Origin of the sequence: uncultured Bacteroides sp., from assembly GCF_902472605.1 — a bacterium.
Lineage (GTDB): Bacteria > Bacteroidota > Bacteroidia > Bacteroidales > Bacteroidaceae > Phocaeicola.
The window spans coordinates 1-25819 of the sequence record NZ_CABROP010000032.1; the positions used below are offsets into that span (position 1 = coordinate 1).

Here is a 25819-nt window from a genome sequence, read left to right on the forward strand (position 1 = left end):
GGGAAAGTCGGGGCGTTGTCATAAAAAAAGAGGGTATGCATTTTGACACACCCTCTTGTTCTAAACGCACTTGCGTTTCAAGTAAAACGCCCTTACGTTTCAGATGAAACGCAAAGGCGTTTTTTTATATGTGGTTGTGTAATTTTTAAATATTTATCAATCAGTCGGTTATGATTTTGTATCAGAATCGGCACCGTATGTCGATGCCCACTTGTACGGGACGTCCCTTTTGGGCAAAGCCTCGGCTCATGGTTTCGAAGTAGAACGCTTGGTAATCCTTGTTCAGGGCGTTGTTCACCCAGATACCGATTTGCCCGTTTCCTTTGTTCAGGCTGAGGCGTCCGTTCAGTGTGCCGTAGAGGGCCTGGCTGGCGTTGTTCTGCTCTGTCCAGTAGATACGTCCTGCTGCCCGGTAGTTGGCATCGAGGGTGATGTTGTCCAGAATGGCATTCTTACGGAACGGGAAGATGTACTGTCCGCCTACGGTAAAGGTATGCTTGGGTACGAACGGTACATAATTGCCGTTGTAGTTTTCCGTTTCGCTCACCACATAGTCGGTAAAAGTGGCATAAGTATAACCGTAGTTTCCGTTCAGGCTGAACTGGTCGGTGAGCTGGGCACGCAGGCTGGCTTCGGCTCCCAGACTCCGGCTCTTACCGGCATTGACGGTAATGCGTCCCAGTCCGCTTTCGGCGAAGCGTGACAGCTGCTGGTCGCGGGTATCCATGTAGAAGGCAGAAAGGTCGGCCTGCAGTTTGCCGTTCAGCAGGGTGAGGTGCGAACCGATTTCGTAGTTCCAGGAATATTCCGGCTTGTAGAGAGTGGCAGCCTTCACGTCGGTTTGAGGAGCCTGGGCCATGCTGTTCAGCATATTTGCAATCATCTGCTTCTTGTCCTCGCTCAGCATGGGCACGTTATTGACGATAGGAATCGTTACATCGGCCACATCTTTCATCATGCTGGCCTGCATGTCGTTTTGCAGCAGGTCGGAGAACATCTGGATGTTGTATCCTCCCGAGCGGTAACCTTTGCTCACGCTGGCATAAATGTTGTTGCGTGAATCAAAGTTGTATTGCAGGGCAAACTTGGGCAACAGCTGGATGTAGTCGTGCGACAGCTTTCCGTTGTAATTGTTGTTCACATTGAAATCTTGTGCCGGTACCATCGGAATGACTTTGTTGCCAGGAGTCAGTGTGCCGCTCAGTGAGTAGGTATGGGTAAACTGGCAACCGCTGTAATAATTTAGCTTCAGGCTTTCGTAGTCCATGCGGAGACCGGCGGTCAGTGAAAGTCCTTCCAGACCGAAGAGGTCGTTGAAAGTGGATTGATGGAACACGGCTGCATTCAGGATAGGCGTGCCGAACTGTCCCGGAATGACCAGCTGTTCGCCGTTGATGACGTCATTGAAAGTCATTTTCATGGTCATCGGACCGGCCGATATGGTCGGCATGTATTTGTTGGCGTTGGTGTTGATGGTGCTGTTCAGCCAGTTGACTCCGTCTTTCTGGAAAGTGACAGGTGCTTCCGTATCCAGCCATTGGTAGAAACCGCTCACTCCGGTGGTCCACTGCCAGCGGCGTCCGGGTTTGGATTTCAGGACAATTTCCTCGCTCAGGGTCTTGGAGTTCTGTTTCTGCATCATGGTATAGATGTTCTGTTCCGTGAAGTCCTGGTCCAGGTCCATGTGGTCGCGCAGGTACTGGAATCCCGTCACACTGCTCAGAATGAAGTTGTCGGCCTGATATTCTAAGTTCAATCCACTGTTCAGCAGGTTGCGCTTGTAGCCGCAGGCGTTGTCGTAGGAGATGCGTCCGATGTATTGCGCACGGTCTTCCTCGCCGCTTACCTTTCCGGTGTATTCATACGGATAGCCACCTTGGTTGGTGTATTCGTAGTTCACGGTGAAGTCGAGTTTCAGATTATCGGTGGGCAGGTAGATGGCACGGATACGTCCGCCGAATTCATTGTCCGTATCAATGCGTTTGCCGTTGAAGTCATTCTTGAAGAATCCGCCTTTGTGGTCGTAGAACATCCCTACACTGAAAGCAAACTGGCTGGAGATGCGGTGGTAGTGGGTGAGCGACGCATTGTAGTTGTTGTAAGTGGCTGCGCCCAGACGAAGGTCTGTGCCCTGATAGGTGAAAGGCGACTTGGTGAACACACGGATGAGTCCGCCCATGGTGTTGCGTCCGTAGAGGGTACCCTGCGGTCCGCGCATGACGTCGATACGCTCGATGTCCGAGTAGTTGAAGTCGAAAGCCGACTTATCGATGAAAGGAATGTTATCGACATAGAGACCTACTGCCGGCGTATTGATACGAGAACCGATACCGCGGATATAGACGGAAGTGGTCAGTTTGGAACCGTAGTCAGGAATGAACAGGTTCGGAACCAGAGCCGACAGGGATTTTACGGAAGTGACCGAGTTGTTGCGCAAGGCACTTTGTGAAAACGAGGTGGACGAAGCGGCCTGCTGGCGCAGACGGTTGTTTTCCTTCGGCGTGGCAATGACGACTACTTCTTCAATGTCGATGACCTTGGTCGTATCTTTAGGCAAGGCATCTACAGGAGAAGTTCCGGCCCATACACAGGGTGCTGAGACGGCCCATAGAAAAGCGATAGCGGTATTTTTTTTCATTCTGCTGTAATATAGTTTAGTTAACGGGTGCAAAGTAACGCCAATTTGTCGGGACGGGCAATCCTAATAAATGAGGATTTTGCTAATTTTGTGTATCATAAAAAGAAGGTACATATAAATAAGGTATAAGATATGAGAAGAATTTTAAGTTTGGCGGCGATGTGTGTATTTGCACTTGGCGTCTGGGCACAGGAAACTGTGGCTGTCAATACGGGCAATTTGGTATCGCCTGAAGTAAAGAACCAGACCGTGACTTTCCGTTTGTGGGCCCCGAATGCGAAAGAAGTTTGTGTGGAGGCCGATTTCTTTGAAAAGCAACGTCAGCAGACTCCGTTGGGCGAAATGGAAGTAGCTGGCAGAATCCCGATGCAGAAAGATGCGAACGGGGTGTGGTCGTATACCACTTCCATGCCGAATCCTGAGTTGCACACCTATTGTTACTATGTAGACGGCATGCGTATGCTCGATCCCAACAACGTATACATGCTGCGTGACATTGCTACTTATACCAACTATTTCCTGGTCGATGGGGATTTGTCGCAGAATTATCTGGTGCGCGAAGTACCTCATGGCACCGTAGCAAAGGTGTGGTATCCGAGTCCTACACTGGGAATGGAACGCCGTCGGATGACGGTCTATACGCCGGCAGGCTATGAAGACAGCAAAGGAAGTTATCCGGTGCTGTATCTGTTGCACGGAGCCGGTGGAGACGAGAACGCCTGGAGTGAACTGGGACGTGCCGTGCAGATTTTAGACAACCTGATTGCGCAGGGAAAGGCTCAGCCGATGATTGTGGTGATGCCGAATGGAAACGGCGCTCAGGAAGCTGTGCCCGGAGAATATCCGAACAGCATGTACAAGCCTTCGTTTATGAATTCAAAGACCATGGAAGGTTCGTTTGAAAAAGCCTTCCCGGATATCATGAACTATGTGGAAAGTCATTACCGTACGGTGAACGACAAGGCACACCGGGCCATTGCCGGATTGTCAATGGGTGGATTCCATTCGTTGTATATCTCAGCCAATTATCCGGATAAGTTCGGTTACGTGGGGTTGTTCTCTGCCGCCATCAACCGGCAGGCAAAGGGTGAGAACGCATCTATTTATGAGAACCTGGAAGAAAAACTGGCTACTCAATTTGCAAAAGCTCCCAATTTGTATTTCATTGCCATCGGGAACAAGGATTTCCTATATCAGGACAACGTGAAATACCGTCAGTTGCTCGACAAGCATGGATACAAGTACGAGTATATGGAAACCGACGGCGGTCATGAATGGCGTAACTGGCGGAAATACTTGAATCACCTGCTTCCGGAATTGTTCAAGTGATTCACACCTGATCGGCTTCTACGTATCCGTGCATGACCGCATAGATGGCCAGGCCGGATACGGATTTGATACCTAATTTTTCGGTGATGTTTTTCCGGTGGGAGATCACCGTAGTCAGACTGATGTGCAGCTTGTCGGCAATTTCCTTGTTGATGAGTCCCTTGGTCACCAGTCGGAGCACCTCTATCTCACGGGCTGTCAGCTCATGCTCCGTATCGGCCGGTGTGGCAGGTACGGGATGATGCGTCAGCTCGTGTCCTTTTTTCCGGGTCATCATGATGGTTTTCACCAGCTGCTCCTGTGGCAGGAGAATGTTGAGGCTGGGAATTCCCGTCAGCAGCGTCGGCTCACCGGCAGAAAGGACGATGCATTTGGGCCTCCGTTCCAAAAAGAAGGCCGTATGCTCAAAATAGACTTGAGCCGACACGAAATAATGGGCATACATATCCGGCGTGTCGTCGATGAGTTGCTCGAAAGACGAGAACGTGCGGATGACTGCTTCGGGAATCAGCTCTTCCAAAATGGTGCGTAGTCCGAGAGCGGTCAGCGTATTGGGTTCAATAATGGCTATTTCCGGCTGGTGCATAATGGGGAAAGTTAACGGTTCAGGTAATGGGCCACAGCTTCCGCGCAACGTTCTCCGTCGATACCGGCTGAAACAATTCCTCCGGCATAGCCGGCTCCTTCTCCGCAAGGGAACAATCCTTCCACGGTGAGGTGTTGCAGGGTATCTTTGTCACGTACGATGCGTACGGGCGAAGAGGTACGGGTTTCTACGGCAATCATGACGGCTTCGTTGGTGAGGAAACCGCGGGAACTTTTGCCGAAAAGCTGGAAACCTTTGCTCAGGCGTTCGCTCAGGAAAGGCGGCATCCAGAAATGAAGGGGAGAGGATACCAGTCCCGGGCTGTAAGAGGTTACAGGCAAGTCATAACTCAGTTTTTTCTGGGTAAAGTCGGCCATACGCTGTGCGGGAGCCGTCTGTCGCATGTTGCCTTGTTGCCAGCAGACTTGTTCCAGTTTTTCCTGGAAACGCATCATGGCCAGCGTATGTACGGTTCCTTCCGGCAGTTTTCCGTCGCGGAGTATCAGTTCTTCGGTGAGCGATTCATTGGAGTGGGGAAGCGGGTCTGCCTGCAATTGTATCTCGGGTCGCAGCAAGTCTTCCGGATGGGTCTCGACCACCATACCGGAGTTGCTCCATTTGGTACCGCGGTTGCTCGGGCTCATCCCGTTCACCACTAACTGGTGGGGGCCACTGGCTGCCGGAACGACGAAACCTCCCGGGCACATGCAGAAGCTGTAGACTCCTCGTCCGTCTACCTGTTGTACGAAGCTGTATTCGGCAGCGGGCAGGTATTTCCCCCGTCCGTTCTTGTTATGATATTGTATCTGGTCAATCAGCATGGAGGGATGTTCCAGTCGCACGCCGATGGCAATTCCTTTGGTCTCCAGTTGCACACCGTGAGCATACAACCAGCGGTACACATCCCTGGCAGAATGTCCCGTAGCCAAAATCACCGGTCCTAAGAAAGTCTTTCCATCATGAGTCTCAATGCCTTTCACTTTCTGCCCTTCAATCAGTAGCGCGTCCATGCGGGTCTGGAAGTGGACTTCTCCGCCACAGGCCAGGATGGTGTTTCGCATGTTTTCAATGACTCTGGGCAGTTTGTCGGTTCCGATGTGCGGATGTGCATCCGACAGGATGGTCGGACTGGCTCCGTGCTGGCAGAACACATTCAAGATTTTTTCTACACTGCCCCGTTTCTTGCTGCGGGTATAGAGTTTCCCGTCGGAGTAGGCTCCTGCTCCTCCTTCTCCAAAACTGTAGTTGGATTCAGCGTCCACTTTGTGTTCCCGGCTGATGCGGGCCAGATCTTCCTTGCGTTCACGTACATTCTTGCCGCGTTCCACCACGATGGGGCGCAATCCTAATTCTATCAGTTTCAGGGCGGCGAACAAGCCTCCGGGGCCTGCGCCTACCACAATGACAGCCGGACGTCCTTCTACATTGGGATAGTTGGTACGTTCAAATTCTTCTTCCGAAGGCGTTTCGTTGACGAAAACACGGACGGTCAGATTGATGTAAATGGTACGCTGGCGGGCATCGATGCTGCGTTTCAGTGTACGGATGGCATTGATGGTACGGAGATCCAGCCCTTTTTCCCGGCTGATATATTGTTTGAGCGACTGCTCGCTGGCTGCCTGTTCGGGCAGAATACGGAGTTGATATTCGTGCGTCATATTACTTGTAACTTTTTTGCAAAGATAGGGCTTCTGTTTGGTTTCTCCAATCGCTTTAGAGGCCTGAATCTTATATAGATTTAAAGATTGTGATAAAAAGTATTGTAAAATTATCTACATTTGTGGTCAATTTCTCTCAACTTTTGTAGGTGATAAAGTGTTAATATGTACGACTGTTGAATTTTATTAAATAACATTATGATGAAATGTAAGGTAAAAAGAATGTACCCATTATGGGGATTTTTGTTGTCATTCCCCTTATGGAATGTATCGTGTGTAGATAACAAGTATGATCTCGACAAGGACATTGACCTGACAATTAATGTGGGGGGAGAGCATCTTGCAGTTCCTGTAGGAAGTACTGATACGGCTTTCCTGAGTAAAATCATTGAAGTGGAAGAAGGGGATATCTTGCAGCCGGATGCGGCTACGCATATATACCATCTGACAAAGCAGGATGATATTAATGTCAATCCTACTACAGTAAATAAGGTGATGATTACGGGGGCCGAAACGGATTTGTCGCAGCCAATTGTAGAGAATTTTGTGGTAGGTCATACTTCCTCTGTTACCGCAAATATAAAAATCTCTAATACATTAACAGCTACTGCGGATGAGATTGATGAAGCATTGAAAGAATTAGGTTCACTGAGTACCAATACTCCAGCCATTCTGAATTTGACTTTTGATTTGGAAGGAAACGGGTTGACTTATAGTAAAGTAGAAGCTAAAGAATTGGTTATTCAACTTCCTACCTTTTTGACCTTCAAAAAAGGAGAAGTTGAAGCCGGAAATAAGTTAACGCTGAATGGAGCTTTGACGCCTAAACAGTTGGACGTAGTCGGTTATAAATTTGGTGAAAAGGCAGGTGAAGGACTTGAACCGGATGAAAATAGAAGCTTGACTATTGAGGGAGATGTGGCAATGAATGGAGATGTTGTCACTTCTGGAATTAGTGGTTCGGGAGATTTGTCGCTGACTTTGCATGTGACGTTAAGTGAAATGGCTACCGATCGTGTGACTGGAGTTATCCAGCCGAATATAGAAGCGGAAACCACAAAGATAGAATTCAATGATTTGCCTGATTTCTTGCAGGATGAGGAAACTCGTCTGGATATTACCAATCCGGTGATTGTGTTGAGAGCAATCAATCCATTGGAAACCCCGGTAGAAATTGATGCAGTACTGACACCGAAGAAAAACAATGCTACGATTGAAGGACATGAAGTCCAAATCGGTGCCGGTTATGGTAAAACGGCGGTTACTTTGAATCCGGGTGAGAATGTCATTGCCCTTTCACGTATTGAAACAAGTTCAGTAGCAGGGATGACAAGTAATGTGGTTGTTTCCGACATAAATAATGTGCTGGAAATTATTCCGGATGACATCGATGTTTCTTTGAAGCCGGCTGTGACAAACCCCAACTACTATGGCGTGGAACTGGGACAGGACTATCAGTTGACAGCCAGTTACGATGTAGATGTACCGTTGAGCTTTGAAAAGGGTCTGAACATTGTGTACAGCGATTCTATCAAGGACCTGAATAAAGATTTGAAAGACTTGGACAAGATTACGTTGAAGAAAGCCAATATCGTATTGACGGTAGACAATGCCATTCCATTGGGCTTGCAGTTGAAAGCTGAAAATGTACAGATTAAAGATGTATATGGCCGTGAACTGACAGGCGTAGAGAAAACAATTGAGGAAGGCAAGGAATATATTACGGAAAGTGGGGATGGAGAAACACCTGCTACCAGTGAAATTGTCTTGAGTTTGACCACAGCCGACGATCCCGGATTCTTGTCGAAGATTGACAAAATCTGTTTTAAGATTACTGCAGCGACGGGTGCAACCACTGGAGTTCCTTTGAAAGATACGCAGTGGGTGAAAGTGACAAGTGTGAAATTGTCAGTCCCGGGTGGTGTGAATGTGGATTTGAACTAATAATGAACGAGAAAAAATAAAACAGATGAAGAAAAATATTTTATATACGATATTGTCCGGATTTGCGGCTTTTGTATGTGTAAGTGAAGCAGTGGCACAGCCTCAGATTAATCGTTCCGCTTATTTCTTGGAGGGAGCTACTTATCGCCACGAACTGAATCCGGCATTTATGGGAGAAAGAGGATATGTAGGTTTTCCGGGACTGGGCAATCTGTCAGTAGGCGCCCAAGGTACGGCAGGGGTCGGTGATTTCCTGTTCGTAAAACCAAATGGCGACCTGATGACCTTTATGCACGGAGATGTAAGTCGTCAGGATTTCCTGAACGGACTGCCTAACCGTATTAAAATGGGTTTTAATGTGAACGAGAACATCCTGTCTACCGGCTTTTATGCATGGGGTGGTTTCAATACTTTCGGACTTTCCATTAAAAGTAATACCAATTTGTCTGCTCCTGACCAGTTGTTTAAGTTCATGAAGAACGGAGTGGATGCACCGGAAGGTACTCATTACAGTGTGAATGATTTGAGCATTGTGTCTACCAATTATGCGGAAATTGCCTTTGGACATGCCCGTCAGATTAACGAGCAATGGACAGTGGGTGCGAAAATGAAATTCCTGGTTGGGTTGGCAAAAGCCACGGTGAAGATTGACCGTCTGGACATTGACGCTACTCCAGATGCCTGGAAAATCACTCCGTCGGGTGCACAGGCTTATCTTTCTGCCAAAGGATTGATTGCACCGACACGTGGTGAAACAGGTCGCTACGATGAAAGTGATTATGTGCTCGATGACAATGGAAACCGTACGAACCAGTTGAAACCGGGAGCGAAAGACTTGCTTTCATATGATGACTTGGATTTCGACACCAAAAAGATGGGTCCTACCGGATTTGGTCTGGCTTTTGATTTTGGTGCTACCTATCGTTTGAATGATGACTGGACCTTCTCGGCAGCCGTATTGGACTTAGGATATATTCGTTGGAAAAATACCTTGAAGGCTACCATGAACAACAGCTTTGAGTTCGATGGTTTCAACGAAATTCCGGTGAAATCAGACTTGGGCGACAACGATCCGAATTCTATCGATAACCAGGCCGACCGTGTAGTAGATGATTTGGAACAGATGGCGAAGTTCACGAAGGAAGGGGAAGGCTTGAAACGTACCACAGCCTTGGCTGCCACTTTGAACTTGGGTGCACAATATACCTTACCGGCTTATGACCGCTTGAAGTTCGGTCTTTTGTCTTCTACTCGTTTCCAGGGACGTCACTCTTGGACAGAAGCACGTATTTCTGCCAATGTCTCTCCTTTGACTTGGTTTGAAGCTTCTTTGAACTATGCACTTTCTAATTTCGGTTCCAGCACGGGACTGATGCTGAATTTCCACCCGAGAGGTTTCAACTTCTTTGTGGCAGCCGATGTGCCAATGGGAAAATATACGCCGAAATATTGCATTCCCATCAACCGTTTCTCAGCCAACGTGAATTTGGGTATCAATTTCACATTCGGTCCGAAACATAAGACCAAATACCATTGTGTAGAAGTACAGTCATTATAATTGAAAATTAAAAAGTAGATATGAGAAAATTAGTATATATGTGTTTGCTGGGTATGCTGCCTTTTAGTGCGATGGCAAGTGATATCAAGTACACCCGTCCGGCATTGACTTTGAAGAATGATACACTGACCATGGAATTTTCTATGGATGTAGCCGATGTACGTGTAAATAGTGAACAGACTTATGCCTTTACGCCGGTGCTTCGTGAAGGAAAAAATTATTATGCCATGCCTCCGGTCATTGTGACAGGAAAGAATGGAGATTACAAGATGCGTCGTTCGGAGCGTAAGATGGCCCGTCGTTTCGGATACGATAATCCGTATGTGGTGATTCACGGACGTCAGGATAACCGGGAAGATGTGGTGCGCTACAAAGCTGCCGTACCTTATCAGCCGTGGATGGACCATGCTTCCATGATTCTGTTGCAGGAAGGAAAGGAATGCTGCGAAGTAGATTTGCTCAATATCAAGGTGATTGAACCGGATATGGCGGTCAAGACTCCCGCCTTGCCGACAGAATTTGAGGTTTGTGAACCTTGCAAGGAGATGGTTTCATTGCTGACTCCGAAAGAAGAACCGTTGAAGGTACGTTCAGAACAAAGCACTTTGTACATTGAATTCCCGGTAGGAAAGACAGTCTTCGATGCGGATTATAAGAACAACCGGAGTGAGTTGCAGAAACTGAAAGAAATTTTGGAGCCGTTGGAAGATGGTGACCTGGTGACTTTCAAGTCCATCAATGTGTGCGGTTATTCTTCACCGGATGGCTCAGTCCGTACCAACGACAGAGTGGCATCCCAGCGTGCGGAATCTTTCGCCTTGAACCTGAAAGGCGGATATAAATTTCCGCAGGAAGTGCTGCATGTGACTTCTGCCGGAGAAGATTGGGACAGCCTGGTGAAAATGCTGGAAGAAGACAAACCTGCGTATGCAGATAAAGCTTTGGCAGTCATTCAGAAATATGACAATCTGGATGTGCGTGAGGCTCGTCTGAAAACGACTTTGGGTACAGCTACTTACCGTACCATGATGAATCAGTATTATCCTCGCTTGCGTCGCTTGAGTGTATCGGTAGACTATGAGGTGAGAGAGGTGCTGAACTCTGAAGCAGCCCGTTTGATTTATACGAATCCTAAACTGCTGAGCTTGCAGGAGATGTATCGGGTGGCAGCGATGTACCAGCCGGGTACGAAGGAATATAAGGAAGTCTATGAAATTGCAGCCAATACGTATCCTGAAGATGTGATTGCCAATATCAATGCGGCTTCTGCCAACATCATCAGCGGAGATTTCAAGAAAGCTGCGTCTTACATGGACAAAGTGAAAGAAGATCCGCGTGCTTACAACAACTTGGGTGTGTTGGCTTGGTTGGCTGGCCATACCGAAGAAGCCAAGGGATGGTTCCAGAAAGCTGCAAGTGTAGAACCTGAAAAGGCCAATGCCAATCTGGAAAAGATGGTACCTTATGAAACTGCTCCGCAGAAGTAATTCGCTATCATTCGTTGGATATAAAAAAGACCCGTACTTTCATTGGTATGGGTTTTTTTATGCCCTGACGGGGGCAATGTGGGCAAAATATAAATCGCTGCATCGGTTCCTCTGAGCGATGGAATGCCAATGCAGCGATTCTGAATGATTTTCCGTTCTTTATTTCTGTACTTTCAAGGTAAATTTCTTGAAATAAACCTGTGTCTCCTGTCCGGATTTGTTGGTCAGACGGACATACTTCAAGGAAGCATCCGTCGGGATGGAGGCGGTGATTTCTGTCTTTTCGGCGGCCTGTGACAGAGAAACGGACTTCCACTCCTGACCGTTACTGCTTACCTCCAGCGTGAATTGCGAAGCGACTCCCGGAGTGCCTAAGTCCATGGTCAGCGCCTCGAAGCGTATCGGTTGGTCTACGGCAATCTGTAGCATGGCACCAGCCGGCCATTTGATGACCTCGTTAGACGGGGACACATTCACATACTGATGGCGGGCACGTACCACCTGAGTCTTCAGCTGAGGCACGTCGCTGGTCAGCGTGTAAGGATTGTATTCGGCCTTGGTTTCCAGGTGAGTATTGTACTGGGTATTATAGGCGTTGGTTACCTGCGTGTATACCTGGTTTAGGGTAGGGAGCAGGATGAGGCTTCCTACCTTCACTCCCGGCTGATACGGGTTCTGGTTTTCGGTCATATCCAGTTCGTACATCAGGGTTTGCAAAGCACGGGCGCGGTCGTAGTAGGTCATGAAGGCAGCATCTTTTTCATTCAGGGCTTTGACCATTTGCAGTACACACTGACCGTATTCGCCGAGCAGTTTGCCCTGTTTCAGCCAAGGATGCATTTCGTGGATGAGGGCCGGGTTCTCGTTGTCGGCTAAAAGTACATCGCAGGCCGTTTCCAGACGCATACATTCCCGAAGTACACTGTCGACCGCCTCAGGGGCATTCATATCCCGTGCCAGCGCTTTCAGCATCGGCTGTAGAGGGACACTCTCGTCACGACGGAAGCCATGTCCGTTCGCTCCCAAGTCCGAACAGTGTGTGGCAAAGGTTTCCAGATAGGCAGCTTTTTGGGGCAGCAGGTCCTGGATGGCGTGTTTCCACGACTGAATGCTGTCGTAGGTGTCCAGGTTCCAGGTGTAGTCGGCCACACTGTACAAGGATATTTTGGAAGATTCCGCGTGTTCCATCGGATTGGATACGAAACCGGACATTTCGTCCTGGATTCCCTTGGCATTGCCATATACCGGTCCCAACAGCAGATGGTCGCGCACATAGTCGTTCACCGGGAAGTTCCACCAGATGTAGGCTTTGCGCTGGATGAGCGGGTTAATCCAGTCCAGTGTCGGCTTGTCGATGCAGGCAATCACCCGGTCGCCGGTCCACATGATTTGGATGCTGGGGTTGAGCATCTTGCCCAACGTAGTCAGGTATCCGCCTTTCACGTCCGACCAGCTCTTGTTGTATTCCGTAGGACACATCACCAGAGGGGTCACGTCGTGTTTTTGTTGGATAAAGTGGGTATCGATGTAATTCAACAGTTCGGCCTGACGTACCGGGTCTGTACCGTCGCCCGAAATATCGTCGAAGAACACGGCAAAGGAACGTACGCCCAACTGGTACATGGCTTCAAATTTCTGAATCAGGGCATCGCGGTCGGCTTCCGTCCATTTGATGTCTTTTCCCGGATGGATGGCCCATACGAAGTTCACCTCGTTTCGGGCAGCCTGTTCGATGAGCGCATGAATCTGAGCCGCTTCCTTTTCCGGATAAGGCTTGCGCCAGTTGGGGGAGGAGTGATACGGGTCGTCTTTCGGACCGTAGATATAGGTATTCATTTTGTTTCGGCCGTAGAACGCCAGTTGGCGCATACGGGCTTCGTGGCTCCAGGGTGTTCCGTAGAAACCCTCTACTACCCCGCGGAAGGCAATGTCGGGATAGTCTTCAATGGTGCAGAGGCTCAAATCTCCCTGATGTACCATCTGTGCGAGGGTCTGCACGCCGTAGAAGGCACCTCGTTCGTCCGCACCGGCAATCACGATGCAGTGATCGTCTACCTCTATATAATAGCCTTCTTTGTGTGAAGGAATTTTTTTGGTATATTTCTTGACGGCTTTATCACCTTTCTTGCCAAGAATAATCTTGAATGCGGTTTTTTCCTGCTTGTTGGGCAGAAGCTGTTTCAGGGCCTCGGCGGCATGCGGACAGCTGCCTTCGGTCAGCACGAGCTGATAAGAGGACGGCACGGCCACGGTCTTTTCGTTTTTGCTCAGTTCAAACTCCTGCACTTTGGGTTGCAGCAGACTGGCATCGGTCTGGGCCAGCATAGGTGTGGCACCCCAGACCATACAGAATAAGGGAAATAGATAATGTTTCATGAATATTATTTAGGTGTTTAGGTAATAATGTTATTGCAAACATACATAAATTGAGGTGTCCTTACAAAAGGCCCTGTAAAAAATGTATCGGTTGTGGTGATTCTTAATAAGGCGAAAGAAACTTATCCGAACAATTCGCGGAAAGCTTCTTCCACTTTTCTGACCGGTACAAGTTCTATTTTGATTTTCTTGCGGTCGATGCCCGAAAGGTTATGCTTGGGAATCAGCATCCGCTGGAATCCTAATTTCTCGGCTTCGCTGATGCGTTGCTCGATGCGGTTGACCGGACGGATTTCGCCACTCAGCCCCACTTCGCCTGCCATACATACACCCGTTTCAATTTCCGCATCCATGTAGATCGGAAGAATGGCGCTGATGACCGCTAAGTCGATAGCCGGGTCGTTGACCTTCAGTCCTCCGGCGATGTTCAGGAACACGTCTTTCTGTGCCAGTTTGAAACCGACCCGCTTTTCCAGTACCGCCAACAACATGTTCATGCGCCGGAGGTCGAAACCGGTGGCCGAACGCTGCGGCATACCGTAGGCAGCCGTGCTGACCAGGGCCTGTACCTCAATCAGGAAAGGACGTACCCCTTCCACGGCTCCGGCAATGGCTACCCCGCTCATCCCCTCATGGTCTTGGGTGAGCAGGAGTTCCGAAGGGTTGCTCACTTGCCGTAGTCCGTCCTGACGCATCTCGTAGATGCCCAGTTCGGCGGTACTTCCGAAGCGGTTCTTGATGCTGCGCAGGATGCGGTACATGTAGTGCTGGTCGCCTTCAAATTGCAGCACCGTATCCACAATGTGTTCCAGTACCTTCGGTCCGGCGATGCTGCCTTCCTTGTTGATGTGACCGATGAGAATGACCGGAGTGCCGGTTTCTTTGGCAAATTTCAGCAGAGAAGCCGTACACTCCCTTACCTGCACGATGCTGCCGGGAGAAGAATCAATGTTTTCCGTCGAGATGGTCTGGATGGAGTCGATGATGACCAGGTCGGGGGCCGCATTCTTGATGTGGGTAAAAATCTGTTCCAGCGAGGTCTCACACGCAATCAGCAGGTTGTCGTTGTCGGGATGGGGGATACGGACCGCGCGGAGCTTCAGCTGGCGGGCACTTTCTTCTCCCGATACATACAGGATTCTTTTATGGGCGAGGCGGAGTACGGTTTGCAGGACCAGGGTCGATTTTCCAATACCGGGTTCGCCGCCAATCAAGGTCAGAGAGCCTTGCACCAGTCCTCCTCCCAAGACCCGGTTGAGTTCTTCGTCTCCCATATCGATGCGCTGTTCTTCGTCCGAGGCGATTTCCTTTAACGGCTGGGGTTTGGAACGGACCGATTCAATGCCATGTGCCACGTGTTTGGCCACTGGAGTTTCTTTCCGTACCACTTCTTCCACGAAGGTGTTCCACTGTCCGCAGGAGGGACATTTTCCGGCCCATTTGGGGGATTCTTGTCCGCAATTCGTGCAGACATAGACTGTTTTTTCTTTTGCCATATTTGTCACGATAATTCCAGACAAAGGTACGAAATCTTACGCTTATTTATGACCCTGCCAAAAAAATATCACTTAAATGTGCGTTTGTAGAAAAATGTTGTTATATTTGCCGACAGAAAAACAATTATCTATGACTGAACGCTGTCTTCATATCATCTTGTTGATGGGGCACGGGTACATGCCTTTCATCACTTCTGCCACAGGGATGACCCCTCGGGGGTAAAGGATAGTATGTTTGGTGTTTCTACGTGATACACGTCTGCGGATGCAGACATCTCAATTATTTTATTCATTCAATTTTAATTTAATGTATTTGTTTCCGTGTGGAATGAGTGCAAGGACTTCGTTTTCACGGGAATAAACCGGACAATCGGGACTCCGGTGATAAAAATGATATAAACCTATGAAAGTATTGAAATTCGGCGGCACATCCGTAGGTTCCGTCAATAGCATGTTAAGCGTAAAGCGCATTGTAGAAGCAGTAGATGACAAAGTGATTGTAGTGGTTTCTGCCTTGGGAGGAATTACCGACAAATTGATTTGTACCTCGAAAATGGCGGCTTCGGGCGATGATGCTTATGAAAAGGAAATGAAGGAGATTGTGAACCGCCATATTGAAATGGTGTACACGGTCATTCCTGCGGGGCGGGGTCGTGAACTGCTCCTGGACCTGGTCAATGAACTGCTGAGTGAATTGAAGGATATTTTTCAGGGCATTTATTTGATTCGGGACCTTTCTCCCAAAACGTCGGCTACGATTGTCAGCTATGGAGAACGGCTTTCTTCCATCATCGTGGCTACTTTGATCCAAGGAGCCATGTGGTTTGATTCCCGCACGTTTATCAAGACAGAAAAGAAACATAACAAGCATATCCTGGATTCAGAACTGACCAATCAGCTGGTGCGTGAGACGTTCAGTGAAATACCGGACGTATCCGTGGTACCGGGCTTTATTTCGACCGACAAGAATACCGGTGAGGTCACCAACCTGGGCCGGGGTGGCTCGGATTACACAGCCTCTATCATTGCGGCTGCACTGGATGCAGACATTCTGGAGATATGGACCGATGTGGATGGCTTCATGACAGCGGATCCCAGGGTCATCAGTACGGCTTATCCGATTAAGGAACTGAGCTATGTGGAGGCCATGGAGTTGTGCAACTTCGGAGCGAAGGTGGTGTATCCGCCGACTATCTATCCGGTATGCCACAAGAATATTCCGATTCTGATTAAGAATACGTTCAACCCGGAGGCACCGGGTACCATCGTCAAGCAGGATGCCGACCATTCTTCCAAGCCTATCAAGGGTATTTCGTCCATCAACGATACTTGCCTGATTACCATGACCGGTTTAGGTATGGTGGGCGTGATTGGAGTCAACCACCGTATTTTCAAAACCCTGGCAGAGAACGGCATCAGCGTGTTCCTCGTATCCCAGGCTTCTTCCGAGAACTCTACCTCCATCGGTGTGAGAAACGAAGACGCAGATTTGGCTTGTGAGGTGCTGAATGAGGAATTTGCCAAGGAAATTGAAATGGGCGAAATCTCTCCGATGAAGGCAGAAGGCAATCTGGCTACGGTAGCCATCGTGGGGGAGAACATGAAGCATACCCCGGGCATTGCCGGAAAACTGTTCGGTACGTTGGGACGGAACGGTATCAATGTCATTGCTTGTGCACAGGGCGCATCGGAAACCAATATTTCTTTCGTGGTAGATGGAGCTTCTCTGCGCAAGACGCTGAACGTGATTCACGACTCGTTCTTCCTGTCCGAATACCAGGTGCTGAACCTGTTTATCTGCGGCACAGGAACGGTCGGTTCCAGCCTGATTGAACAGATACATGGACAGCAGGAAAAATTGAAACAGGAACGGGGCTTGAAGTTGCACGTGGTGGGAATTGCCAACGGACACAAGGCTTTGTTTACCCGTGCGGGAATCGACTTGGAGCATTTCCGGGACGAATTGAATGAGAAAGGAATTGTTTCTTCTCCTCAGGTACTTCGGGATGAGATTGTGGGCATGAACATCTTCAATTCCGTATTTGTGGATTGTACGGCCAGTCCGGACATTGCAGCTCTCTATAAGGACTTGTTGAGCCATAACGTGTCGGTGGTGGCTGCCAACAAGATTGCGGCTTCTTCAGATTACGACATCTATGCGGAACTGAAACGGATAGCCCGTCAGCGAGGAGTCAAGTTCCTGTTTGAAACCAACGTAGGAGCCGGACTGCCTGTCATCAATACGATTAACGATCTGATAAACAGTGGAGACAAGATACTGAAGATTGAAGCGGTGGTAAGCGGTACGTTGAACTATATCTTCAACCGCATCAGTGCCGACATGCCGTTGAGTGCTACCATCCGTCAGGCCAAGGAAGACGGCTATTCAGAGCCCGATCCGCGTATCGACCTGAGTGGAAAGGATGTGATTCGGAAACTGGTGATTCTGGCCCGTGAGGCAGGTTATCGCTTGAATCAGGAAGATGTGGAAACTCACTTGTTTATCCCGGACAAATATTTTGAAGGTACGCTGGATGATTTCTGGAAGAACATTCCGAAACTCGACAAAGAGTTTGAAGAGCGTCGCCGCGAAGTGGAACAGGAAGGAAAACGCTGGCGTTTCGTGGCCACGCTGGAAAACGGACATGGAAAAGTGGCCTTGCAGGAAGTGGACAGCAACCATCCGTTCTATAATCTGGCCGGTACCAACAACATCATTCTGCTGACCACTGAACGCTACAATGAATACCCGATGCTGATTCAGGGATATGGCGCAGGTGCCAGTGTGACGGCCGCGGGTGTGTTTGCAGACATTATGAGTATTGCCAATATCTAAAATCAGACCATTATGAAACATCTCATTATATTAGGCGACGGCATGGCCGACTGGGCGGTGCCTTCGCTGGGGGGAAAGACTTTATTGCAGTATGCACAGACTCCTTACATGGATCAACTGGCACGCATGGGACGTACGGGTATGTTGAAGACCGTAGCCGACGGGTTTCACCCCGGAAGTGAGGTGGCCAATATGTCGGTAATGGGATATGACCTGCCGACCGTGTACGAAGGCCGTGGCGTGCTCGAAGCCGCCAGCATCGGGGTAGATCTTCAGGAGGGAGACATGGCCATGCGGTGCAACATCATCTGTGTGGAAGGAGATACGTTGAAGAACCATTCTGCCGGACATATTACTACCGAGGAAGCCGATGAACTGATTCGTTTTCTGGACGAGAAACTGGGGTCCGACCGTATTCATTTTTATACCGGAGTGCAGTACCGTCATCTGCTGGTGATAAAGGGAGGTGACAAACGGCTGGCCTGTGTGCCTCCGCATGACATTCCGTTGCAGCCTTTCCGCCCGAATATGGTAAAAGCGCTGTGCCCGGAAGCGCAGGAAACGGCCGATTTGTTGAACGACCTGATTCTGAAGTCACAACAGCTACTGCCTACCCATCCGGTCAACCTGAAACGGGTGGCGGAAGGAAAAGACCCGGCTAACAGCATCTGGCCCTGGAGCCCGGGATACCGTCCGCAGATGGAACCCTTGGCCGAGAAATATCCGTCCATCCATAAAGGGGCGGTGATTACGGCCGTCGATTTGATTCGAGGTATCGGGCGTTATGCCGGTTTGCGCTGCATCGATGTGGAAGGGGCTACCGGACTGTACAATACCAATTACGAAGGAAAGGCCCAGGCAGCCATTGAGGCATTGAAGACCGATGATTTTGTGTATCTGCATGTGGAGGCCAGCGATGAGGCTGGACATGAAGGCGATGTACCTTTGAAGTTGCAGACGATTGAAAACCTGGACCGTCGGATTGTAGGTCCGGTCTATGAGGCGGTAAAACAATGGGAGGAACCTGTCGCCATAGCCGTGTTGCCCGACCATCCTACGCCTTGCGAGTTGCGTACCCACACCAATGAGCCGGTGCCGTTTCTGATTTACTATCCGGGCATGGTGCCCGATGTCGTACAGACGTACGATGAAGTAAGCTGTAAGGAGGGCGGCTACGGGCTTCTGGAAAAAGACGAGTTTATGAATTTATTTATGGACATTCAGTAACCAAATTGACAATATGAAGTATTACAGTACAAACGGAAAAGCGCTGGACGCTACTTTGGAAGAAGCTGTGGTCAGAGGTCTTGCAGCCGACAAGGGCTTGTATATGCCTCGTGAGATTAAGGCATTGCCGCAGTCTTTCTTCGACGAGATTGATACGCTTTCTTTCCCTGAGATAGCTTATAGAGTGGCCGATGCCTTCTTTGGAGAAGATGTGCCTGCGGAGACTCTGAAACAGATTGTATATGATACCTTGAATTTCGATGTGCCGGCAGTGAAGGTGAAAGACAATATTTATTCTTTGGAACTGTTTCATGGACCGACACTGGCGTTCAAGGATGTAGGCGGCCGTTTTATGGCGCGTCTGTTAGGCTATTTCATCCGCAAGGAAGGGAAAAAACAGGTCAATGTGCTGGTGGCCACTTCGGGCGATACGGGAAGTGCCGTAGCCAACGGTTTCCTGGGGGTAGAAGGGATTCATGTCTATGTGCTCTACCCGAAAGGAAAAGTCAGTGAGATTCAGGAAAAGCAGTTTACCACACTGGGACATAACATTACGGCCATTGAGGTAGACGGTACCTTCGATGACTGCCAGGCTTTGGTGAAGAATGCCTTCATGGACAAGGACTTGAACGAACACATGCAGCTCACTTCGGCCAACTCCATCAATGTGGCCCGCTTCTTGCCTCAGGCATTCTACTATTTCTATGCCTATGCCCAGATGAAGAAAATCGGAAAGGCAGACAACTTGGTAGTCTGTGTACCGAGTGGCAACTTCGGCAATATCACCGCCGGTCTGTTCGGCAAGCGCATGGGATTGCCCGTGAAGCGTTTCATTGCCGCCAACAACCGGAACGATATCTTCTATCAATACCTGAAGACGGGAAAATACAATCCGCGTCCTTCTGTGGCTACGATTGCCAATGCGATGGATGTGGGCGACCCAAGTAATTTTGCCCGTGTGTTGGATTTGTACGATGGCAGTCATGACGCCATCGCTTCTGAAATCAGCGGAGAGACTTATACCGACGACCAGATTCGCGAAACGGTGCAGAAAGTATACGAGGAAACCGGTTATCTGCTCGACCCTCACGGGGCTTGCGGTTACCGTGCCTTGGCCGAAGAATTGAAAGAGGGTGAAGTAGGCGTGTTCCTGGAAACTGCTCATCCGGCCAAATTCCTGCAGACGGTGGAAAGTATCATCGGCGTGAAGGTCAAGATTCCGGAAAAGTTGCAGGCTTTCATGAAAGGAACCAAGCAGAGTGTGCCGATGTCGAAAGACTTTGCCGCTTTCAAGGCTTACCTGATGAAGCAGTAATTGTTCGAAAGCAGACGAAGATAAGGGAAGTTCTCAGTACTTCCAAAGAAGTACTTTAGTACTGCCTAAGGAGTACCGCAGTACTTTCAGCGGAGTACTCCAGTACTTCAAAGGAAGTACTGAGTGGATAAGCATATCATACACTCAGCTTTTACAACTATTGGGATTGTAGCGGTTGGGCAGATAGAAAAAAGGAAGGGACTGTTCGTTTTTCAGTGGAACAGTCCCTTCCTTTTTCGAGGATGTCTTATTCTGTTTAAAGATGAAGTTTCAGTTTGACAAAGTTCTTGATGAATTCCACGGTGCTGTCAATACCCAGTACGGAGGAGTCGATGCACAAGTGGTAAGTGGCTGCGGCTCCCCATGTCTTGTAACTGTAATAGTTATAGTAAGCCGAGCGTTTCTTGTCTGCCTTTTCCATCAAGTCCTCGGCATCTTCGGCGCTGATGTGGTGCAGTTTCATCAAGCGTTCGATGCGGGCTTCGGGAGAGGCTGACACAAAGACGTTGGCGCAACGGGGATGGTCACGGAGAATGTAGTCGGCGCAGCGTCCGACAAACAGGCACGATTGTTTTTCAGCCAGCTGGCGGATGACGTCGCTCTGAATCTTGAACAGCGAATCGTTGCTCAGGTAGGAATTATAGGGATAGGCTCCTTCCGTTACAAAAGGAAAACGGGTGCCGAACAATCCCCCCAAAATGGTCTGTGAGGCTTTTTCATCGGCTTTCTCAAAGAATTCCCTGCAGAGTCCGCTCTCTTCAGAAGCTAAGTTGATCAGTTCTTTATCGTAAAAGGCAATGCCCAGATCATTTGCCAGTTTTTCGCCAATTTCTTTTCCGCCGCTTCCGAGCTGGCGTCCGAGATTAATCACATAATGTCCGTCCATAGTGTAATTCCTTTAGTTTGATATAAAGCAAATATAAATCATTCTATGGAAAAATGCGACTTTTTTATCTTTTATTTTCGTCAGCGGTTGGACTGTGCCGCTGTTGTTGCTTGAAGTGTTTGAACTGGGCGTAGAGCATGGTGCCTGCAATGATACTGGCCGTAATATCCGAAATCGGCATGCTGTACCACACACCGTCTACTCCCCAGAAGAGAGGAAGAATCAGCAGGCAAGGAATCAGAATCAGTACTTGCCGGCTCAGCGAAAGGATGATGGCTTTCTTGGCCATTCCGATGCTTTGGAAGAAATTGGAGGTCACCATCTGAAAACCGATGATGGGGAAAAAGAGGACGACCACCTGCAAGCCATTTGCGCTCAGCTGGATGAGCTGTGCATCCGTCGTAAAGGCCGATACAGCCAGTTCCGGCATCAGTTCTCCCACGAGGAAGCCGGTGGTGGTCACAATGGTGGCGGCAATGACGGTATATTTCATGACTTGGTTCACCCGATGATAGTGCTGGGCACCGAAATTATAGCCGGCAATGGGTTGCATGCCCTGGTTCAGTCCCATCACAATCATGACAAACAGGAACACGATGCGGTTGACAATGCCGAAAGCTCCGATGGCCAAATCCCCGTCGTACAGCTTCAGTCCCTTGTTGATAAGGATGACAATGAAGCAGGAAGCTAAGTTCATGAAGAAGGGAGCCAGTCCGATACCGATAATGTTTTCCACCAGCGTCATCTTGAGCCGATAAATCCCTCTTTTCAGATGCAGGAGTTCTTCCTTGTTACAGAAAATCTTGATAAGCCAGCATAAGGAAATGACCTGTGCCAGTACCGTGGCTATGGCAGCACCGCGGATTCCCATGTGGAAGGTATAGATGAACAGCGGGTCCAGCAGCGTATTGATGACTACGGTCAGGATGGTGGCCGCCATGGCCTTTTGCGGATGTCCGGCCGAGCGCAGCACAGAGTTCAGTCCCAGGTACATGTGGGTGATGACATTTCCTAAAAGGATGGTAATCATGTAGTCTCTGGCGTAAGGAAGGGTCGCATCGCTGGCCCCGAAGAAATACAGAATCGGGTCCAGAAACAGCAGGCTGACAAGGGTGAACAGCAGCCCGATGAGCAGGTTGAGTGAAACCACATTTCCCAAAATATGCTGGGCGGTGGTATAATCCTTCTGTCCCAGTTTGACAGAAATGAGGGTGGAGGCTCCGACTCCTACCAGTGAGCCGAAAGCGGCGGCCAGGTTCATCAGCGGAAAGGTGATGGCCAGTCCGGAGATGGCTAACGGTCCGACTCCGTGTCCGACGAAGATACTGTCTACCATGTTGTAGAGGGAGGAGGCAGTCATGGCAATGATGGCTGGGATGGCATATTGCATCAATAGTTTCCCGATTCTTTCTGTTCCCAACTCGGTGGCTGTTCCTTTTTGTGATGTCATACTCTCTTATTCTTTTTCTTATTAATTGTTATCCAGAAATCTTTAGATTTTCTAAAAAATCGGGCAAAGGTAAGTTTTTTTCCGGAATCAGGGAAAACTTTGTGTATCTTTGCGCTCCAAAAATAAGAGCTATGTGGATGAAATTGAATAGAGTAGGAGTCTTCCTTTGCCTGTTGGCCTGCTTGGGGAGCGCTTCAGCAGAAACGATGTATAAATACCGGGTCCAGCTTACGGACAAGAAAAAGACCACGTATTCATTGGCACATCCGGAGGACTTCTTGTCTGCACGGGCCTTGGCGCGTCGGGCGCATCAGGGATTGGCGGTCGATTCTACGGACTTGCCTGTATGCCAGGTGTACATCGACCGTCTGAAAGAGCAGGGGGGACAGTATGTGTTATCCAGCAAGTGGAACAATACGGTGCTGATGGAGGTGCCGGATGAGTCGGTGGCCCTCCGTTACCTGGATAATCCGTTTGTCCGTTCGGTGAAGAAAGTCTGGACCTCTCCCGATTCCATCCCCCCGAGAGTGGCTCACCGGAAAGACCTGGTGAAAAATCAATGGAAGAAACAGGATGATTATTATGGCATGGCTTCCAGCCAGATAAAAATACATAACGGAGACAGTCTGCATCTGGCCGGTTTCAAAGGACAGGGCATGCAGATTGCCGTCATCGATGCCGGGTTCTTCAATGTGGATGCCATGAAGATCTTCCGTAAAACCTCCATTTTAGGCACGCATGATTTTGTGAATCCGAATTCGGACATTTACGGCGAACACAATCACGGGATGAAGGTGTTTTCGTGCATGGCAGCCGATGAACCGCACGTAATGGTCGGTACGGCCCCGGAAGCCAGCTACTGGTTGTTGCGGAGTGAGGACAATGACACGGAACAGCCGGTAGAAGAAGATTACTGGGCGGCTGCGGTCGAGTTTGCCGACAGTGTGGGTGTGGACATTGTGAATACGTCGCTGGGATATTACTCTTTTGACGACCCGGTAGATAACTATACATACCGTGAACTGGACGGGCGTACTTCCCTGATGGCTTCTTCGGCTTCGTATGCGGCGAAGAAAGGACTAATGGTGGTGTGCAGTGCCGGAAACTCAGGCATGGATACCTGGAAAAAGATTACGCCTCCGGCGGATGCAGACGGCATCTTGACCATCGGAGCGATAGACAATATGGGAGTCAACGCGCCTTTCTCTTCCATCGGTGATACGGCCGACGGACGTATCAAACCGGATGTCATGGCGGTAGGTGTGCATTCGGCTGTGGTAGGCGTGGATGGCGGTACCTCTTTTGCCAACGGTACGTCGTTTGCTTCTCCTACGTTCTGCGGACTGGTGGCTTGTCTGTGGCAGGCTTGTCCGTGGTTGACGGTGCCCCAGTTGATTGAGATTGTGCACAAGGCCAGTGACCGTAGTGCCTATCCGGACAATATTTACGGTTATGGCGTGACCGATATGTGGAAAGCCTATCAGATGGGGTTGAAATTGAAAACGGACGGTAATGGAAAATAAGCCTTTGTCTTTGCTGGAACTGAATTCACTGGTCAGGAGGAGCATCACTTCCTGCTTGCCGGATGAATATTGGGTGCAGGCGGAACTGAGCGACGTACGCGTGAACTATTCCGGCCATTGCTACCTGGAGTTCGTGCAGAAAGACGCGACGGGCAATGCCCTGCTGGCCAAGGCCCGGGGTATTATCTGGGCGAATGTATTCAGTCGGTTACGGGCGTATTTTGAGCGGGAAACCGGTCAGGCTTTTGTGTCCGGACTGAAGGTGCTGGTCAAGGTGACGGTCGATTTCCATGAACTGTACGGTTATTCGCTGACGGTGGTCAACATCGACCCGACGTACACGTTGGGCGATATGGTACGCCGCCGCAAGGAGATTCTGCGTCGGCTGGACGAAGAAGGCATCCTGACACTCAATAAAGAACTGGAACTGCCGGTGCTGACGCAACGCATTGCCGTGATTTCATCGGCTACGGCGGCCGGTTATGGCGATTTTTGCAACCAGTTGCAGCACAATGCCTTCGGCTTCGTGTTTTATCCTTGTCTTTTTCAGGCGGTCATGCAGGGAGAGCAGGTGGAACAGTCCATCATTCAGGCCCTCGACCGTATCAATGCCACGCGCGACCTTTGGGATGTGGTGGTCATCATCCGAGGGGGAGGAGCTACTTCCGACCTTTCCGGCTTTGACACTTACGAGCTGGCGGCAAACTGTGCCCAGTTCCCGCTTCCCATTATTACCGGAATCGGGCATGAACGCGACGATACCGTATTGGACCTGATTGCCCATACCCGGGTGAAGACTCCGACGGCTGCCGCCGAGTTCCTGATTAACCACTTGCGGCAGACGGCCCAGGAGCTGGAAGGATACGAGGAAATTATTTATGAGGAAGTTCCCCGCTTGTTGCAGCAGGAGAAACAACGGCTGGAGGCTTTTGTGACCCGTATTCCCGGACAGGTACAGATGCGTTTGCAGCGGGAAAACTTCCGGCAGGAACGTTTTCAGAACCGGATAAAGACGGCCTGGCAGTCACGTTTGTTGCAGGAAAACTACCGTTTGCAGCTGATGCCCCGCGTACTTTCGGCCTTGCAGAACCGGGTGCAGCGTGAAACGCATCGGCTGGAACTGTTGGCGCAACGGGTGTCTTCCGCCTCGCCGGAAGTCTTGTTGAAGAAAGGCTACAGCCTTACCTTGCTGAACGGAAAAGCAGTGACAGACGCTTCCTTGCTGAAACCGGGGGATGAAGTGGAAACCCGTCTGGCAAAGGGGCGGTTCAGAAGTAGAGTAATCAAATGAAACAATGATATGGCAGCAAAGAAAGAAACCTACTCAGAGGCCATGAAGCGCCTGGAGGAAATCGTGGCTCGCATTGAGAGCAACGAACTGGATATTGACCAATTGGGTGAGTATCTGCAGGAGGCGCAGAAGCTGATCAAGTTCTGTAAGAACAAATTGTATAAAGCCGATGCGGAAATCAAGAAGATTCTTGAAGAAGAAAGTGACGCACAAGCTTAA

17 protein-coding genes are annotated in these 25819 nt (G+C 49.5%); 10 read left to right on the forward strand and 7 right to left on the reverse strand.

Annotated features, from left to right (window positions below):
• Positions 1-181: 181 nt before the first annotated feature.
• Entirely contained in the window at positions 182-2638 is a 2457-nt protein-coding gene (locus RDP42_RS08625) for a TonB-dependent receptor domain-containing protein (protein ID WP_308763345.1), read from the reverse strand.
• Between the two features lie 132 nt (positions 2639-2770).
• On the opposite strand from RDP42_RS08625, the gene RDP42_RS08630 reads away from it, so the two are divergent.
• The gene (locus RDP42_RS08630) at positions 2771-3967 is read left to right on the forward strand and encodes an alpha/beta hydrolase-fold protein (RefSeq protein WP_308763346.1); all 1197 of its coding nucleotides are present in this window, start codon (positions 2771-2773) and stop codon (positions 3965-3967) included.
• Between the two features lies 1 nt (position 3968).
• Here RDP42_RS08630 and RDP42_RS08635 read toward each other — a convergent pair whose 3' ends face one another.
• Both RDP42_RS08635 and RDP42_RS08640 read right to left on the reverse strand, forming a co-directional pair.
• Complete coding sequence (locus RDP42_RS08635) at positions 3969-4553, reverse strand: response regulator transcription factor (protein ID WP_204476142.1); 585 nt, start codon at positions 4551-4553, stop codon at positions 3969-3971.
• An 11-nt stretch (positions 4554-4564) separates the two neighbouring features.
• A complete protein-coding gene (locus tag RDP42_RS08640; RefSeq protein WP_308763347.1) occupies positions 4565-6211 on the reverse strand; it encodes an FAD-dependent protein in 1647 nt (548 codons plus the stop codon).
• 222 nt (positions 6212-6433) lie between these two features.
• Between RDP42_RS08640 and RDP42_RS08645 the strand changes: the two genes are divergently transcribed.
• The 3 genes from RDP42_RS08645 to RDP42_RS08655 are packed head-to-tail and all read left to right on the forward strand — an operon-like array spanning position 6434 to position 11200.
• Complete coding sequence (locus RDP42_RS08645; protein WP_308763348.1) at positions 6434-8155, forward strand: hypothetical protein; 1722 nt, start codon at positions 6434-6436, stop codon at positions 8153-8155.
• A gap of 25 nt (positions 8156-8180) precedes the next feature.
• A complete protein-coding gene (locus RDP42_RS08650) occupies positions 8181-9713 on the forward strand; it encodes a DUF5723 family protein (RefSeq protein WP_308763349.1) in 1533 nt (510 codons plus the stop codon).
• Between the two features lie 20 nt (positions 9714-9733).
• Entirely contained in the window at positions 9734-11200 is a 1467-nt protein-coding gene (locus RDP42_RS08655; protein ID WP_308763350.1) for a DUF3868 domain-containing protein, read from the forward strand.
• A 159-nt stretch (positions 11201-11359) separates the two neighbouring features.
• Here RDP42_RS08655 and RDP42_RS08660 read toward each other — a convergent pair whose 3' ends face one another.
• Positions 11360-13576 (reverse strand): beta-N-acetylglucosaminidase, encoded by a 2217-nt coding sequence (locus RDP42_RS08660; RefSeq protein WP_308763351.1) that lies wholly within the window; start codon positions 13574-13576, stop codon positions 11360-11362.
• A 122-nt stretch (positions 13577-13698) separates the two neighbouring features.
• On the reverse strand, positions 13699-15072 hold the full coding sequence (gene radA, locus RDP42_RS08665; protein WP_308763352.1) for a DNA repair protein RadA: 1374 nt from the start codon (positions 15070-15072) through the stop codon (positions 13699-13701).
• Positions 15073-15475: 403 nt separating this feature from the next.
• Between radA and thrA the strand changes: the two genes are divergently transcribed.
• From thrA to thrC, 3 genes are read left to right on the forward strand one after another with little or no spacing between them, the layout of a single operon-like run.
• On the forward strand, positions 15476-17908 hold the full coding sequence (gene thrA / locus RDP42_RS08670) for a bifunctional aspartate kinase/homoserine dehydrogenase I (protein WP_308763353.1): 2433 nt from the start codon (positions 15476-15478) through the stop codon (positions 17906-17908).
• A gap of 12 nt (positions 17909-17920) precedes the next feature.
• Entirely contained in the window at positions 17921-19135 is a 1215-nt protein-coding gene (locus tag RDP42_RS08675; RefSeq protein WP_204476150.1) for a cofactor-independent phosphoglycerate mutase, read from the forward strand.
• Positions 19136-19148: 13 nt separating this feature from the next.
• The gene (gene thrC, locus RDP42_RS08680) at positions 19149-20450 is read left to right on the forward strand and encodes a threonine synthase (protein WP_308763354.1); all 1302 of its coding nucleotides are present in this window, start codon (positions 19149-19151) and stop codon (positions 20448-20450) included.
• 256 nt (positions 20451-20706) lie between these two features.
• On the opposite strand, the gene RDP42_RS08685 is transcribed toward thrC, so the two are convergent.
• Both RDP42_RS08685 and RDP42_RS08690 read right to left on the reverse strand, forming a co-directional pair.
• Positions 20707-21336 carry a cytidylate kinase-like family protein gene (locus tag RDP42_RS08685; protein ID WP_308763355.1) on the reverse strand — a complete coding sequence of 210 codons (630 nt, stop codon included), beginning with the start codon at positions 21334-21336 and terminating at the stop codon, positions 20707-20709.
• Positions 21337-21400: 64 nt separating this feature from the next.
• The gene (locus tag RDP42_RS08690) at positions 21401-22786 is read right to left on the reverse strand and encodes an MATE family efflux transporter (RefSeq protein WP_308763356.1); all 1386 of its coding nucleotides are present in this window, start codon (positions 22784-22786) and stop codon (positions 21401-21403) included.
• A 131-nt stretch (positions 22787-22917) separates the two neighbouring features.
• Here RDP42_RS08690 and RDP42_RS08695 point away from each other — a divergent pair, with 131 nt between their 5' ends.
• The 3 genes from RDP42_RS08695 to xseB are packed head-to-tail and all read left to right on the forward strand — an operon-like array spanning position 22918 to position 25819.
• Positions 22918-24309 (forward strand): S8 family serine peptidase, encoded by a 1392-nt coding sequence (locus tag RDP42_RS08695; RefSeq protein ID WP_374046967.1) that lies wholly within the window; start codon positions 22918-22920, stop codon positions 24307-24309.
• Positions 24299-25600, forward strand: coding sequence for an exodeoxyribonuclease VII large subunit (xseA, locus tag RDP42_RS08700; protein WP_308763358.1), 1302 nt, complete (start codon positions 24299-24301; stop codon positions 25598-25600). Before RDP42_RS08695 ends, xseA begins: the two co-directional genes overlap by 11 nt.
• Before the next feature lie 9 nt (positions 25601-25609).
• Complete coding sequence (gene xseB, locus RDP42_RS08705; RefSeq protein ID WP_022353962.1) at positions 25610-25819, forward strand: exodeoxyribonuclease VII small subunit; 210 nt, start codon at positions 25610-25612, stop codon at positions 25817-25819.